The sequence below is a fragment of the Streptomyces sp. NPDC056600 genome, assembly GCF_042792855.1.
Classification (GTDB): Bacteria; Actinomycetota; Actinomycetes; order Streptomycetales; family Streptomycetaceae; genus Streptomyces.
Genome location: NZ_JBHTVQ010000020.1, coordinates 26,386 through 39,855 on the forward strand (window position 1 = coordinate 26,386; position 13,470 = coordinate 39,855).

Consider the following 13,470-nt stretch of genomic DNA (forward strand, 5'->3'; position numbering starts at 1 on the left):
CCCGGGGGTGGACCCTCGGTCCCTGATGCGCTGCTCCGCGGCCTCGATGAGAAACGTGCCCACGCCGCAGGACTGCAGTGCGGGGTGGACGGCGAGCTGCCACAGTGTGCCCACGCCCTCCTTGGCCCGGTAGTCGACACCGCCCTTGGCGATCGGAACGTCCGCGCGGGCGCAGACCGCCAGGTAGTCCACCTCGCCGAGCCGCCTGCGCTCCAACTGCTCACCCACTACGGCGAGATGACGCGCGGAGCCGGCCCATCCGCACGCCGCCAGGTCCGCCTGCACGAGGTCACGGACGGTCAGCTCCAAGGCAAGAGTGGTCACTTGGTCCACCTCCGACGAGTCAGCATCCTCCCTCACCTGGAAGCGGCGCAACGCGTATTTCCGCTCTGGAAGGATGGCCGGGACACGCGCGGAGAAGGAGTCGGCTTCCATGCAGAACACTCCGATGGGCGGCATCGCGGGCGAGGCCACGGTGCTCGTTCCCGCCACGGAGGAGCACTTGACACTGCTCGCCGAGTGGTTCGCCGACCCCGAGTTCGTCCGTGGCTGGGGCGGACGGCCCCTCACCCGTGAGGAGGTGGCCGCCAAGTACATCGGAGGGCGGCGCCCTGCTGTGGTCTCGTTGCTGGTGCTCGATGACGGCGTTCCCGTGGGCTACGCCCAGCACGTCGTCTCCGGCCCGCACGAAGGCGGTGTCGACATGGTGCTCCTGCCCGACGTACAGGGCCGAGGGCTCGGCCCTGACGCCGCCCGGGCCCTCGTCCGGCACCTCCATACCGTCGTGGGCTGGGACCGGGTGACCGTCGACCCCGAGGCGTCCAACCGCAGGGCCGTCAAGGCATGGACCAAGGCCGGCTTTCACCTGGTCGGCCGACGGGGGAGCCAACTCCTGAGGGAGTGCAGGTCCGCACACCGTGCACCCGCTTCGTCGCCGTCCACTCCGCCCGGCGTTCCGACGCCCCCGTGACCGTGCCGCACCTCGCCCCGGTCATGGCCGGCGCGCCGGAGCCGACCGGCTACGCTCCCAGGGTGCACACGCCGATCACGACGCGAAGCGGCACCGGGGTGCGCCCATGAGCGGAAGCACGCCGCCGCACGACGCCGCGCACGGTGGCCGTGCCGAGGTGCTGGAGGAGCGGCTCAAGGAGCGCATCTACGCCTCGCTCACCCTGCTGGCCGTACTGGTGGGACTCGCGCAGGGCGGACACCCCACTCACGCGGGCGCCCTGGTCTCCGTCGTGGTGACCGCGCTGGGCCTGTGGCTGGCGACGCTGGTCGCGGACCTGCAGGCCCACCCGGTCGCCCACCGGCGGTGGCCGACCCCGCGGGAGGTCAAGCACGTCCTGTTCACCAGCAGCCCGCTGCTGACCTGCGCCGTCGGCCCCGTGCTGATGATCGGCCTGTCCGCGGCCGGCCTGCTGGGACTGACGACGGCACTGTGGGTGTCGGTGGGCAGCGAGGTCGCGGCGCTGGCCCTGTGGGGGTTCGCGGGAGGCCGGCGGGTCGGGGCGGGGCCGTGGCGCGCCACGGTGACGGCCGTCCTGAACACCGTGATCGGCCTGGCGGTGGTCTCGGTCAAACTGCTGGCAGGCCACTGACGCCCCGGGCCGCAGGGGCCGGGGCGTCGGTGGCAGGTCGGCGGGTCGGCGTGGCGTCGACGGACGGCCGTCCGCGGGACCGTGACTACTCGATGACGAGGTCCACCGGAATGTTGCCGCGGGTGGCGTTGGAGTAGGGGCAGACCTGGTGGGCCTGCTCGACGAGCTTGCGGCCGGTCTCCTCGTCCACCGACTCGGGCAGTTCGATGCGCAGCGTGACGGCCAGGGCGAAGCCGACGCCCTCCTTGCCTATCGACACCTCTCCGGTGACCGCGGCGTCCGAGACGTCGATCTTCGCCTGTCGGCCGACCGCGCCCAGCGCGCTGGCGAAACAGGCGGCGTATCCCGCCGCGAAGAGCTGCTCGGGGTTGGTCCCCTCACCGTTGCCGCCCAGCTCACGCGGCGACGCCAGCTGGACGTCCAGCTTTCCGTCGGAGGCGACCGCCCGGCCGTCCCGGCCGTGCGTGGCGGTGGCGACCGCGGTGTAGAGCGCGTCCATGTGCATGCCTTCCCCAGGTGTTCCCGCGGTCGGGTGACCGCGGCACGACCAAGTGAAGCACACAATTAAGTTGCGCACAATCAAAATGCACGCGGCTCGTCCTTGGCTAGGCTTGTCCCCATGAGCCACCAGGAGCCCCGCCCCGCCGACACCGGCCGTGGTGACGCCGCCCTCGAGGACGACTTCCTCGTCCTGGACCGCCAGATCTGCTTCTCCCTGAACGCGGCCTCGCGGGCCTTCAACGGCGTCTACCGCGTCGTGCTCAAGGAACTCGGCCTCACCTACCCCCAGTACCTCGTGATGCTGGTGCTGTGGGAGCACGGCACGACGCCGGTGAAGGGCCTGGGTGAGCGTCTGCGGCTCGACTCCGGAACGCTGTCCCCCCTGCTCAAGCGCCTGGAGGCGGCGGGACTGGTGCGCCGCGAGCGCTCGGCCGAGGACGAGCGGTCGGTCCAGGTCCACCTGACGGCCGAGGGCGAGGCCCTGCGGGAGCGGGCCCGCCGGGTCCCGCCCCGCATCGCCGCGGCCACCGGCCTCGACCACCAGGACGCCCTCGCGCTGCGCGCACTGCTCGACCGGCTGACCGAGGCGCTCGACGGCTTCACCCGGGGAGAGAGCGGGACCACGGCGGACGCCTCCCCCACGGGCACGGACTGACGCCTCCCCCACGGGCACGGACCAGGGACGCGATCGGCTTTCGGGCGCAAGCCCGTCCGCCCGTCTACGGCCCTGGCCTCGCCGTGGTGCCGTCCGGCCCAGGTCGCGCCGGGCGCAGCCGGTCCAGCCAGGTGATCTGTTCGGCCGTGTTCCTCGCGATGGTCGTGGCCAGTTCCTTCGCCGTTCCGGCTCGGCCGTTGGCGCCTTCGCCGGCGCAGAGCGTCCGGGACTGCGTCAGGTGGGCCCGCAGCGCCTCGGTGAGAATCTCGTCGAACTCGTGCCCCCTCGCGGCGCTCGCCTTCTCGATGGTGGTGAGGGCGACCATGCCCGGCATGTCGTGCCCCTCGTGCGGGCGGGTGTCGGGGACGCCTGAGAGCTCCAGCAAGGCGCGCAGGCGTCGCTCGTCTTCGCGCAGTCCCGATCCGAGCCTGGCCGCCAGCGCCGCCAGGGCCGGGTCGGCCGTGCGCGAAGGCGCCAGATCGGTCAGGAGTCGCGCACGCTCGGCCATGGGGATCATGAGCTGGATCCACGCGGTGTCGGTGGCGTTGAAGGCCGCCGACAGCGACGCGCCGGCCGGCGGGGACACACCGGCGGCCGCCGGCGATGCGCCGGTGGCCTGCGGCGACGTGCCGGCCGGCGGCTGCGTGGAGCAGCCGACAGCCAGCAGTACCGCGGCCACGGCGCATGCCGACCGCAGGGTCAGAAGGTGCCGGCGGAGTTGCACTTGGCCTTCTGGGTGATGCAGTCCTTCACACGCTGCCCGAGCGCGGCGTTGTCCCAGGCGTTGAAGAAGTCGCCGTGGATGGACGACGCCATGCCCGAGGCCAGCCGGAAACCTGCCGCGCTGCCACCGGTGGGGTAGCTGACGACGAAGGAGAGGTTCGGTATGGCGACGGGGTAGGCGCCGCTGCACTTGCCGTCGTAGGCGAACGCGACGTGCGACTTGTGGTCGGGACTGTCCAGGTGCTTCCCGTCCCAGCAGTCGGGGAAGACGAGTTGGTGGGTGAGGTGGGCCTTCGGGGCGCAGACCGGCCAGTTGCCGTCGGCGCTGCGGCCGGTCTCGCCGCCCTCGCCGGCGCACCAGAACTGTCCGGGAGATCCCGCGGGCGTGGGCGTCTGCGCCTTGGCATCGCCCGCGATCATGCGGAATCCCTCGGGGAAGGGCACGGTCACCGACGGATCGGGCAACCGCGAACCGTAGTAGACGATCATGCCCTCTGCCTCGACGGCCTTGTCGCCTTCGTAGAGGGTGGGAATCCAGTACGCCGAGAGGTCCTTGGCGGGGGCGCAGGTGGTCGGTGTGGCGGCCAGCAGCGACTGGGTGGTGGAGAACGCGTCCGTGCTCCTGTTGCCGAAGAAGCTGTGCATGTGGGACGCGCCGGGAAGGCCCGGCAGGACGATGGGGTCGTCCGGCTTGGAGTGGCTGTAGGTGCAGGTGGCGTTGAACTCCGGAACACGGACCGTCCCGGCGGGCACCGCGGCCGGAGTCATCGCACGGAACTGTGCCAGCTGGGCGTTCCATCTGGCCTGGTCGACAGGGACCCATCCGGTCGCTGTGCCGTCCCCCGCACCGGCGAAGGAGAACCAGTTGATGTTGAGGAAGTCGCCGCCGGTCGCGCCGCGCAGCACGGCGAACACGGTCTGCGACCCGGTGGGGTGGGTGGTGACCTCGGTCGTCCGGGTCACCCAGCTCTGCCAGCCCCCGGTCGGGGACGTCTGCACGACGGCGAGCAGCGGACCGGCCAGGCTGCCGGTGCGCAACTCCACCGTGCCCGAGCCGGTGGCGGAGGCGATCCTGGCGGACACGGTCAGGCGACCGGCCGCGCCGAGATCGACGTTGTCGAAACGCATCCAGTCGCCGTCGGCGAGGAACGCCGCGTTCTGCCCGCCACCGGTGTCCCCGGTCGCCTCCAGCACGACGCCCGACTGGGCGGCGTAGGACTCGGCCTGGACCGTGACCGTGGCGGCCTGCGCCTGCTGAGCCGAGACCGTCAGACTCAGGGCGGCGGCCAGCACCACCGCCAAAGCGCCCGCGAACAGCGTGTACAGCGAGAGGGAATGTCTGCCCATGTCACTTCCTCACGTGCGTCGGATCGAGAGGGAACGGCACGGCCGGCTCCTTGCGGGCACGGCCGTGGGATAAGGGGGCAGGGCAGCAGACCGGAGGATCGTGCCCTGGGTGTGGTGCGGCGCGGGCGCTTCGCGTCGCCCGGAGCCCGGAGCCCGGAGCCCGGAGCCCGGAGCCCGGAGCGACTACTGGTAGACCCTCACGTAGTCGACGAGCATCTTCGAGGGGAAGGGCGTACCGGCGTCCGGCGGGCCCGGCCAGTCCCCTCCGACCGCCAGGTTGAGGATCATGTAGTGCGGGTGGTCGAAGATCCATGGTCCGCGGGTCCGCTCCACCTCGTCCTTGTCGAGGGAGAAAACGGTCCGGCCGTCCAGGCTGTAGGTGATGCCCTTGCTGTTCCAGTCGGCGGTCCAGGTGTGGAAGTCGTCGGAGAAGTCGGCGTTCCCGGGCAGCGTGTACGGCGCTCCGATCCCGCCTCCACCGTTGTAGGCCGGTGCGTGGACGGTCGAGTACGCGGTCTTCACGTCCTTGCCGAGCACCTCCACGATGTCGACCTCGCCGTTGTACGGCCACGGTCGGCCCGTGAGGAAGTCCGCGCCCATCATCCAGAACGCGGGCCACAGGCCGTTGCCCTTGGGCACCTTGATGCGGGCCTCGACACGTCCGTAGGTGAACTGGAACGTCGCACCCGTGTTGATCCGCGCCGACGTGTACTGGCAGGTGCCGCTCCCGCTCAGCGGATCACGCGGGCACGTCGATCCGGCGGTCGTCTCCTTGCGTGCTTCCATCACCAGGTGCCCGGACCCGTCCAGGGCGGCGGTGCGGTCGGTGTAGTACTCCAACTCGTTGTTGGGTCCGGTGCCGGGGTCCGGCCGCCACTTCGAGGCGTCGGGCCTGCTGTTGGCGGCTCCGTCGAACTCGTCGCTCCACACCAGCCGGGGCGGGTTCGCGGGGTCGCTCGGCAGGGGCGGGGCCGGTACGGGGTCACCGCCGGTGCCGTACACCTGGAACTCCCACAGCGAGTAGCCGTACGGGGTGGCGCGCTCGGTGCCGTACATGCGGACGTAACGCCCGCTGCCGGAGACGGACAAGGTCTGCTTGAACCCCGTCCCGGCGGTCGTCGAATAGATCGGCGTCCAGTCGGACCCGTTCGGCGAGACCTGGATCTGGAAGGACTTGGCGTAGGCGGGATCCCACTGCAGCACCACCTTGTCGATCTGCGCCGTCGCGCCGAGGTCGACGGAGATCCAGCCCGGATCCGTCCACCCCGTGGTGGGACTCGTCGCCCAGCGTGAGGCCGGATCGCGGTCGAAAGCCCTGGCGGGCGAGCACTCCCAGCAGTTGGAGTCGGTCTGTGACGAAGAGGCCGCGCCCGTCCTGCCGTAGGAGAGCAGCTTGTCGGTGTCACCGCCCGGGTCGCCGGACCCGAAGGCGCCGAACACCTGGAACTCCCACAGGGAGTACCCGTAGGCAGTGGCTCGCTCGGTGCCGTACATGCGGACGTAACGCCCGCTGCCGGAGACGGACAGGCTCTGGGCGCCGCCGGTACCCGTGGCCGTCTGGTGAACGACGGTCCACCTGGCGGCGTCGTTCGACACCTCGATCCTGAACGCCTTGCCGTACGCGGTCTCCCAGTTGAGGGCGACCCGGCTGATCCGGGCCGTGGCTCCGAGGTCGATCCGGATCCACTGGGGATCCGCGAACGCGCTGGACCACCGGGTGCCGGCGTCGCCGTCGACGGCGCTGCGGGCGCTGAAGACGCCTTCCGTGCTCGAGGCGGTGGCGGTCTTCCCCTGGGAGAGCAACACGTCCGCCGCCTGAGCGGCGGGAGCCGGCAGGGCGACGAAGGCGAGCAGTGAGGACGCGACGGCCAGAAGCAGGCCGAAGCGACGTAAGAGGGTTTGCACGTGCGACTCCTCTGGCGTTGGCGGGCTGAGGGAGCGCTCCCTCAACGGAGAATGGAGGGGTCGGTCACGACTGTCAAGGGACCTGTCATCCAGGAGGAACGTGGCCGGAACCGGCGCGTCCCGCCCGGGGAGCGATTTCTCACGACTCTCGCGCGGGGCGGACAACACAGGCGTCGTGCAAAGAGAGTTGAGGTCTCAGGACGCTCACTCCGCTCTCGCCTGCGGATACGCTGATCGCATCGCCATGACGCAGAGCCGGAGGTCACCCTGATGAGACACCTCTCCCCGAGCAGTGACCCCGGCGACGGCGCCAAGGACGGACAGGCATGAAGCGCCCCACTCTTGAGGTGGTCGCCGCCCGGGCGGGTGTGTCCAAGTCGAGCGTCTCCCGCGTCATCAACGGCGAGACGACGGTCGCCCCCCAGATCCGCGACATCGTCATGCGAGCCGTCCAGGAACTGGGTTACGTCCCCAACGGGGCGGCACGCAACCTCGTCACCCGTCGCACGGACACCCTTGCCGTGGTCGTCTCCGACCCGCCCCAGGGAGTCGTCTCCGACGACCCCCTCTTCTCCGCCGTGGTCCGTGCCGTCAGCAGGGAACTGGAGACCGCCGGGAAGCGGCTGGTGCTGATGCTCGCCGAATCGGACCAGAGCCGCACGAGAGTGGAGCAGCACATCGCCGGCGGGCACGTGGACGGCGTGCTGCTCGTCGCTCTGCACGGCACGGACCCGCTGCCCGCCGCCCTGGCCAGACAGGGCCTGCCGGTCGTCTCCTTCAACCGGACATCCGCGCCGAACGTCCCGTACGTGGCCCTGGACAATGCCGGCGGAGCGGCACTGGCCGTGCGTCACCTCCTGGAGCGCGACCGTCGCCGTATCGCCACCATCACCGGGCCGCTCGAGCTCCACGAGGCCCGCGAACGTCTCGACGGTTACCGCGACACTCTGCGCGGCACCGGCCGGCGTTCCATCGTGGCACTGGGGGACTTCACCAGGGCGTCCGGCGCCGCGGCCATGCGCCAGCTCCTGGAGGACGACCCCGAGCTCGATGCCGTGTTCGCCGCCAACGACCTGATGGCGATCGGCGCCCTGCGCACACTCCACCAAGCGGGACGGCGCGTCCCCGAAGACGTCGCCGTCGTCGGCTTCGACGACATAGAGGCCGCCTCCTACACCACCCCCGCGCTCACCTCGGTGCGCAGCCCGATGGCCGACCAGGCGACCGCCGCCGTCCACCTCCTCCTCAGCCTCATCGACGGCGGCCCCACCAGCCCGGTGATCATGCCGAACGAACTCGTGGTCCGTGAGTCGAGTTGATCCCCTGACGGCATGACGTGCGTCGAACCGCCGTGCCGCCGTGCCGTCATGCCGTCATGCCGCCGGGCGTCGGGCAGCCGGGCGTCGGGCTGCCGGGCGTCGGCGTGGTTCCTGGCTGCGCGCTTCGTTACGTACGCGGTGTAGGCCACCACCCCGCCCCTCCGTTTCGCTCCCTGGGCAGGCATGGTGGCCACACGCATAACCAACCCCCGAACTATGTTGCCCCGCCACATGTGCGCCTGACCTGCGGATTCCTACGGTGTGGCGACACGTAGACGTCCCCATCCCCTTTCTGGAAGTGGTCACCATGGCCTCACCGGCAGCCGCGCCCGCGCCTCCGACGCCGAACAGCCTGAAGAAGATCGTCGCCGCGAGTCTCATCGGCACCACCATCGAGTGGTACGACTTCTTCCTCTACGGCTCGGCCGCCGCGCTGGTGTTCAACACCCTGTTCTTCCCGGACGAGGACCCACTCGTCGGCACCCTCCTGGCGTTCCTGACCTACGCGGTCGGCTTCCTGGCACGCCCGCTGGGCGCCCTGGTGTTCGGTCACTACGGCGACCGGCTGGGCCGGAAGAAGCTGCTGGTGATCAGCCTGCTGATGATGGGCGGCGCGACCTTCCTGATCGGCCTGCTCCCGACCCACGCCACGATCGGCGCGGCGGCCCCTGTGCTGCTGACGGTGCTCCGGCTGGTGCAGGGCTTCGCGCTCGGCGGCGAGTGGGGCGGCGCGGTGCTGCTGGTGTCGGAGCACGGCGATCCCAAGCGGCGCGGTTTCTGGGCCTCGTGGCCGCAGACCGGCGCGCCGGCCGGCCAGCTGCTGGCCACCGGCGTGCTGGCGCTGCTGACCGCCACCCTGTCGGAGAGCGCCTTCGAGTCCTGGGGCTGGCGCATCCCGTTCCTGCTGTCCGGCGTGCTGGTCATGGTCGGTCTGTGGATCCGCCTGTCGGTCGACGAGTCGCCCGTCTTCAAGCAGGCGCTCGCCGCCGCCGACGCCCGCAAGGCCGAGGGCGCCGCCGAGAAGCTCCCGCTGGTCGCCGTCTTCCGGTACCACTGGAAGGACATCCTGATCGCGATGGGCGCCCGCATGGCGGAGAACATCTCGTTCTACGTGATCACCGCGTTCATCCTGGTGTACGCCGTCGAGGCGGCCGAGATGTCCAAGCAGACCGCGCTGAACGCGGTGCTGATCGGCTCCGCGATCCACTTCTGCGCGGTTCCCGCATGGGGCGCGCTGTCCGACCGCTGGGGCCGCCGCCCGGTCTACATGCTCGGCGCGGCCGGCATCGGCCTGTGGGTGTTCCCCTTCTTCGCGCTGATCGACTCGGGCAGCTTCCTCGCCCTGCTGACCGCGGTGACGGTGGGGCTCGTCCTGCACGGTGCCATGTACGCGCCGCAGGCCGCGTTCTTCTCCGAGCTGTTCTCCACCCGGGTGCGGTACTCGGGCGCCTCGATCGGCGCGCAGTTCGCCTCGGTGGCGGCGGGCGCCCCGGCTCCGCTGATCGCGACCGCGCTGCTGACGAGCTACGGCACGTCCACGCCGATCTCGCTGTACGTGATCGCCGCGGCGGTCATCACGCTGATCGCGGTGGCCGTCGCGAAGGAGACTCGCGACCGCGACCTGAACGACATCGACGGCACCGGCACCGCGACGGCGGGCTCCCCCACCGCGCCGGCCGACGCGGCGCGCAGCGAGCAGACCGTCTGACGCCCGGCCCGGGGGCGGCCCACCGGCCGCCCCCGGGTACGGCGGAGGCCCCGCACACCCGAGTGGTGTGCGGGGCCTCGGCGTTGTGCGCGGGACCTCGCGCACCACGCCGGGGTCAGCCGCGCGGTGCCGAGGCCAGGCGTTGCAGGCGCAGGGCGAGCTGGATCTCCAGGGCCCGGTCGGGGCGCTGCCAGTCCTCGCCGAGCAGGCGGCCCACCCGCTCGAGGCGCTGCGCCACCGTGTTGACGTGGACGTGGAGCGCGTCCTTGGTGCGGGCGGGGCTCATCCCGCAGGCGAAGTAGGCGTCGAGGGTGCGCACCAGGTCCGTGCCGCGCCGCTCGTCGTAGGAGATCACCTCGCCGATCGTGCGGTCCACGAAGCCGGAGATGTCCCGGTCACCGGCGAGCAGCAGGCCGACGAAGCCGAAGTCCTCGGCGGCCGCGCCGTCGCCGGGCCGGCCGAGGAGCCGCAGCGCGTCCAGGCAGCGGCGGGCCTCCTGGTAGGCGACCGCCACCTGGTCGGGCCCCGCTGACAGCACCTCCTGCGGCGCGGACGCGCCGACGGTGACCGCGTCGTGCACCGCCGTGCTCAGCCTGCGCGCGACGTCGCGGGCCAGCGCGGTGGCGCTGTGGCCGGACGGCAGCGGGAGCAGCAGCACCGTCCCGCCGTCGCGGGCGGCGGCCAGGCCGTGCCGGGTGGAGGCGAGGTGGGAGGCGGCGGACCAGAGCCTGCGGCGGGCCTCGGCCTCCGCGTCGCCGCCGGGCGCGGTGGCGTCCAGCCGGGCCGCGAGGACGACGTGGGTGACGTCGAGGTCGGCGTGCAGACGGGCGGCGCGCATCCGCAGCAGCCGGGGGTCGTGGTCGCGGGCGTCGAGGAGGTCGTCGAGGAGCTCGCCGCGGACCCGCTGCTCGGCCTCGGCGGCGGAACGGCGGGCGAGCAGCAGCAGGGAGGTCACCATGGCGGCGCGCTCCAGGGTGCGCTGGTCGACCGGGTCGAGGACGGGGTGTCCGCGCAGCACGAGGGCGCCGAGGAGCTCACGGCTCGCGGTCACGGCGGCGATCCAGTCGTCGCCGTGCGGCACTGCGTGGCCCTCGGCGCGGGACGCCTCCAACGCCTGGGCGGGGACGGCGGTGATGTCGGCGAAGGACACCGAGCCGTCCAGCACCTCCGAGACGGCGGCGGCCACGTCGTGCACCTGGCCTCCGCGCAGTACCAGTTCGGCGAGGCGGTCGTGGACCTCGGAGGCGCGCTCGATCACGGCGCTGCGGTCCTGGATGATCTCGTTGGCCCGCTCCAGCTCGGCGACGGCGGAGCGCGTCTCGGTGAGCAGGTTGGCCGTGTCGATGGCGGCCGCGGCGAGGGCGGCGAAGCTGCTGAGCAGGGCGATCTGGCCGCGTTCGAAGACGCGGGCGCGGCGGTCCGCGGCAAACAGCACGCCGATGACGTGGTCGCCCAGCATCAGGGGGACGCCGAGGATGGCGACCAGGCCCTCGTCGTGGACGCCGGCGTCGATGGTCCCGGTGTGCAGGAACCGCTCGTCCTTGAAGTAGTCCTGGGTGACGTAGGGCCGCGCCGTCTGGGCGACCAGGCCGCCGAGCCCCTCGCCCATGCCCAGGCGCAGCTGCTGGAACCGAGCGGCGACGGACCCCTCGGTGACGCGCATGTAGGTGTCGCCCCGGGCCGGGTCGTGCAGGGAGAGGTAGGCGACGTCCGTGCCGAGGAGGGAGCGGGCTCGCTGGACGATGGCCCGCAGCACGGCGTCGAGGTCGCGGGGGCCCGCCAGGTCGTGGGCGGTGGCGAAGAGCGCGGAGAGCTCCTCCTCGCGGCGGCGCCGGCCCTCGAGTTCGGAGCGCACCCGCAGGGCGAGGTCCCGGGCCCGGCGCAGGGCGGCGACCTCGGGGGCGGGACGCCCCTCGGCCCGGGCGACCAGCACCGGGCGGTCGTAGGCGTCGGCGGAGGCGCCGCGGGCCAGCAGCTCCAGGAAGGGCGTCTCGGCCCCGCCCGCCGCCTCGCCGTCCCCGGCGTCGGGTGCCGCGGCCGGACCGGGCACGGCCGGGGTCTTGGCCGCCGCCTCGGGACCGGGCTCGACGGCGGACGCCGGTACGGGCCCCGTGGCGGACGCGGCGTCGGGGGCGCCGGACGGCGCCGCGGCCGCCGCGTCGGCGGGCCGGGGTGGAGCGGACGGTTCCGCGGACGGCCGGGCGACCGGCGGCGGCACGCTCTGCGGGTGATCGTGGGGCATGGGCACAGGATTCACCATGGCCGGGGCCCTGGGACACCCCTGTGGACAACGGCCTCTCGGGCGCGGGACGGCAGTGGTCCGCCGCCCCGCGCGCAATGGTTCAAGCCGGTCAGTGGGCGGTCCAGCCACCGTCCATCACGTACGACGATCCGGTGATCGTGGCGGCGGCCGGGCCGCAGAGGAAGACCACCGTCTCGGCGACCTCGGCCGGTTCGATCAGCCGCTTCACGGCGGTGTCGCGGAGCAGGATCTCGGAGACCACCCGGTCCTCGGGGATGCCGTGCACCGCCGCCTGGTCGGTGATCTGCTGCTCGACCAGCGGGGTGCGCACATAGCCGGGGTTCACACAGTTCGAGGTGACGCCATGGGGCGCACCCTCGAGGGCCACCGTCTTGGAGAGGCCCTCCAGCCCATGTTTGGCGGACACATAGGCCGACTTGAAGGCGGACGCGCGCAGGCCGTGCACGGAGGAGATGTTGACGATGCGCCCCCAGCCCCGCTCGTACATGTGCGGCAGCGCCCCGCGGATGAGGCGGAACGGGGCCTCCAGCATCACCGTGAGCACGGTGTGGAAGACGTCCGGCGGAAACTCGTGCACCGGCCGCACCAGCTGGATCCCGGCGTTGTTGACCAGCACGTCGACGCCGGCGGCGGCCCGCTCGGCGGCGTCCAGGTCGGTGAGGTCGAGGATCTGGGGCTCGACGGTCCCCTTGAGCCCGGACGCCTGCCCGGCCAGCTCGGCGAGGCCGTGTCCGTCACGGTCCACCGCCCGCACCGTGGCGCCGGCCGCGGCCAGACGCAGGGTGCAGGCGCGCCCGATGCCGCCGGCGGCGCCGGTCACCAGGGCGGTGCGGCCGCAGAGGTCGGGCGGGGACGGATCGAGGGGGGAGTCGAGGCCCCCGGGGGTGCTGGGCTGCTCGGTCATGGTCAGACCCTAGGCAGCCGCCCCACCCCGACCCATGTGGTCAGCGACCATACTTCCGGCTCAGCTCATAGGGTCGAACCATGTGGGGGCGTCCGACAGCGCCTGCTTGATCCGCGTCACGGCCCACGCGTCGAGCTCCGGCAGGGCGTCCACCGGGAACCAGGCCACGTCCAGGGACTCGTCGTCGTTCACCCGGGCCTCGCCGCCCACCGCGCGGCAGCGGAAGGTGATGTCCATGTACTGGCAGATGTCGCCGTTCTCGTAGGTCACCGGCTTGAGCGCCTGCACGCTCAGCACCCGCTCCGGGACGCAGCGCACGGCCGTCTCCTCGAACACCTCGCGCACGGCGCAGGCCGCGGGCTCCTCCCCCGGGTCGGGGATGCCGCCGATCACCGCCCAGCGGCGGGTGTCGGCGCGCCGGTTGAGCAGGACGCGGCCGCCGTCCTCGTCGAAGACGATCGCGGTGACGCCGGGCAGCCACAGCAGCTGGTGCCCGGCGCTGGCGCGCAGCGTGCGGATGAAGTCCGGAGTTGCCATGCTTCGA

At 72.2% G+C, this 13,470-nt stretch carries 12 protein-coding genes and 1 pseudogene; 5 read left to right on the top strand and 8 right to left on the bottom strand.

Annotation, left to right across the window (positions count from 1 at the left end; translation table 11 throughout):
- Positions 1–12 precede the first annotated feature (12 nt).
- Positions 13–360, bottom strand: a pseudogene (locus ACFRAV_RS12895) (GNAT family N-acetyltransferase); the annotation flags it as partial.
- 73 nt (positions 361–433) lie between these two features.
- On the opposite strand from ACFRAV_RS12895, the gene ACFRAV_RS12900 reads away from it, so the two are divergent.
- Positions 434–970, top strand: a complete 537-nt coding sequence (locus ACFRAV_RS12900) for a GNAT family N-acetyltransferase (protein ID WP_382554473.1) — start codon at positions 434–436, stop codon at positions 968–970.
- Positions 971–1,076: 106 nt separating this feature from the next.
- Positions 1,077–1,601 (top strand): hypothetical protein, encoded by a 525-nt coding sequence (locus ACFRAV_RS12905; RefSeq protein WP_382554475.1) that lies wholly within the window; start codon positions 1,077–1,079, stop codon positions 1,599–1,601.
- 85 nt (positions 1,602–1,686) lie between these two features.
- Here the strand turns inward: ACFRAV_RS12905 and ACFRAV_RS12910 are convergent, their stop codons facing one another.
- Positions 1,687–2,100, bottom strand: coding sequence for an organic hydroperoxide resistance protein (locus tag ACFRAV_RS12910; protein ID WP_382554477.1), 414 nt, complete (start codon positions 2,098–2,100; stop codon positions 1,687–1,689).
- Positions 2,101–2,220: 120 nt separating this feature from the next.
- Here ACFRAV_RS12910 and ACFRAV_RS12915 point away from each other — a divergent pair, with 120 nt between their 5' ends.
- Positions 2,221–2,757 carry a MarR family winged helix-turn-helix transcriptional regulator gene (locus ACFRAV_RS12915; protein WP_382554480.1) on the top strand — a complete coding sequence of 179 codons (537 nt, stop codon included), beginning with the start codon at positions 2,221–2,223 and terminating at the stop codon, positions 2,755–2,757.
- A gap of 64 nt (positions 2,758–2,821) precedes the next feature.
- Here the strand turns inward: ACFRAV_RS12915 and ACFRAV_RS12920 are convergent, their stop codons facing one another.
- The 3 genes from ACFRAV_RS12920 to ACFRAV_RS12930 all read right to left on the bottom strand — a co-directional run bounded on the left by ACFRAV_RS12920 (position 2,822) and on the right by ACFRAV_RS12930 (position 6,732).
- Entirely contained in the window at positions 2,822–3,436 is a 615-nt protein-coding gene (locus tag ACFRAV_RS12920) for a DUF305 domain-containing protein (protein WP_382554481.1), read from the bottom strand.
- 20 nt (positions 3,437–3,456) lie between these two features.
- Positions 3,457–4,827 carry a DUF1996 domain-containing protein gene (locus tag ACFRAV_RS12925; RefSeq protein ID WP_382554483.1) on the bottom strand — a complete coding sequence of 457 codons (1,371 nt, stop codon included), beginning with the start codon at positions 4,825–4,827 and terminating at the stop codon, positions 3,457–3,459.
- Between the two features lie 183 nt (positions 4,828–5,010).
- Positions 5,011–6,732: a discoidin domain-containing protein gene (locus tag ACFRAV_RS12930; protein WP_382554485.1), complete on the bottom strand. Its 1,722-nt coding sequence runs from the start codon at positions 6,730–6,732 to the stop codon at positions 5,011–5,013.
- A 326-nt stretch (positions 6,733–7,058) separates the two neighbouring features.
- On the opposite strand from ACFRAV_RS12930, the gene ACFRAV_RS12935 reads away from it, so the two are divergent.
- Both ACFRAV_RS12935 and ACFRAV_RS12940 read left to right on the top strand, forming a co-directional pair.
- A complete protein-coding gene (locus ACFRAV_RS12935; protein WP_382554487.1) occupies positions 7,059–8,051 on the top strand; it encodes a LacI family DNA-binding transcriptional regulator in 993 nt (330 codons plus the stop codon).
- 307 nt (positions 8,052–8,358) lie between these two features.
- Positions 8,359–9,759 carry an MFS transporter gene (locus ACFRAV_RS12940; protein ID WP_382554489.1) on the top strand — a complete coding sequence of 467 codons (1,401 nt, stop codon included), beginning with the start codon at positions 8,359–8,361 and terminating at the stop codon, positions 9,757–9,759.
- Between the two features lie 115 nt (positions 9,760–9,874).
- On the opposite strand, the gene ACFRAV_RS12945 is transcribed toward ACFRAV_RS12940, so the two are convergent.
- The 3 genes from ACFRAV_RS12945 to ACFRAV_RS12955 form a co-directional block, all read right to left on the bottom strand.
- The gene (locus ACFRAV_RS12945; protein WP_382554491.1) at positions 9,875–12,001 is read right to left on the bottom strand and encodes a helix-turn-helix domain-containing protein; all 2,127 of its coding nucleotides are present in this window, start codon (positions 11,999–12,001) and stop codon (positions 9,875–9,877) included.
- A 109-nt stretch (positions 12,002–12,110) separates the two neighbouring features.
- A complete protein-coding gene (locus ACFRAV_RS12950; protein WP_382554494.1) occupies positions 12,111–12,926 on the bottom strand; it encodes a 3-hydroxybutyrate dehydrogenase in 816 nt (271 codons plus the stop codon).
- A gap of 60 nt (positions 12,927–12,986) precedes the next feature.
- Positions 12,987–13,463, bottom strand: coding sequence for an NUDIX domain-containing protein (locus ACFRAV_RS12955; protein ID WP_351117917.1), 477 nt, complete (start codon positions 13,461–13,463; stop codon positions 12,987–12,989).
- Positions 13,464–13,470 lie beyond the last annotated feature (7 nt).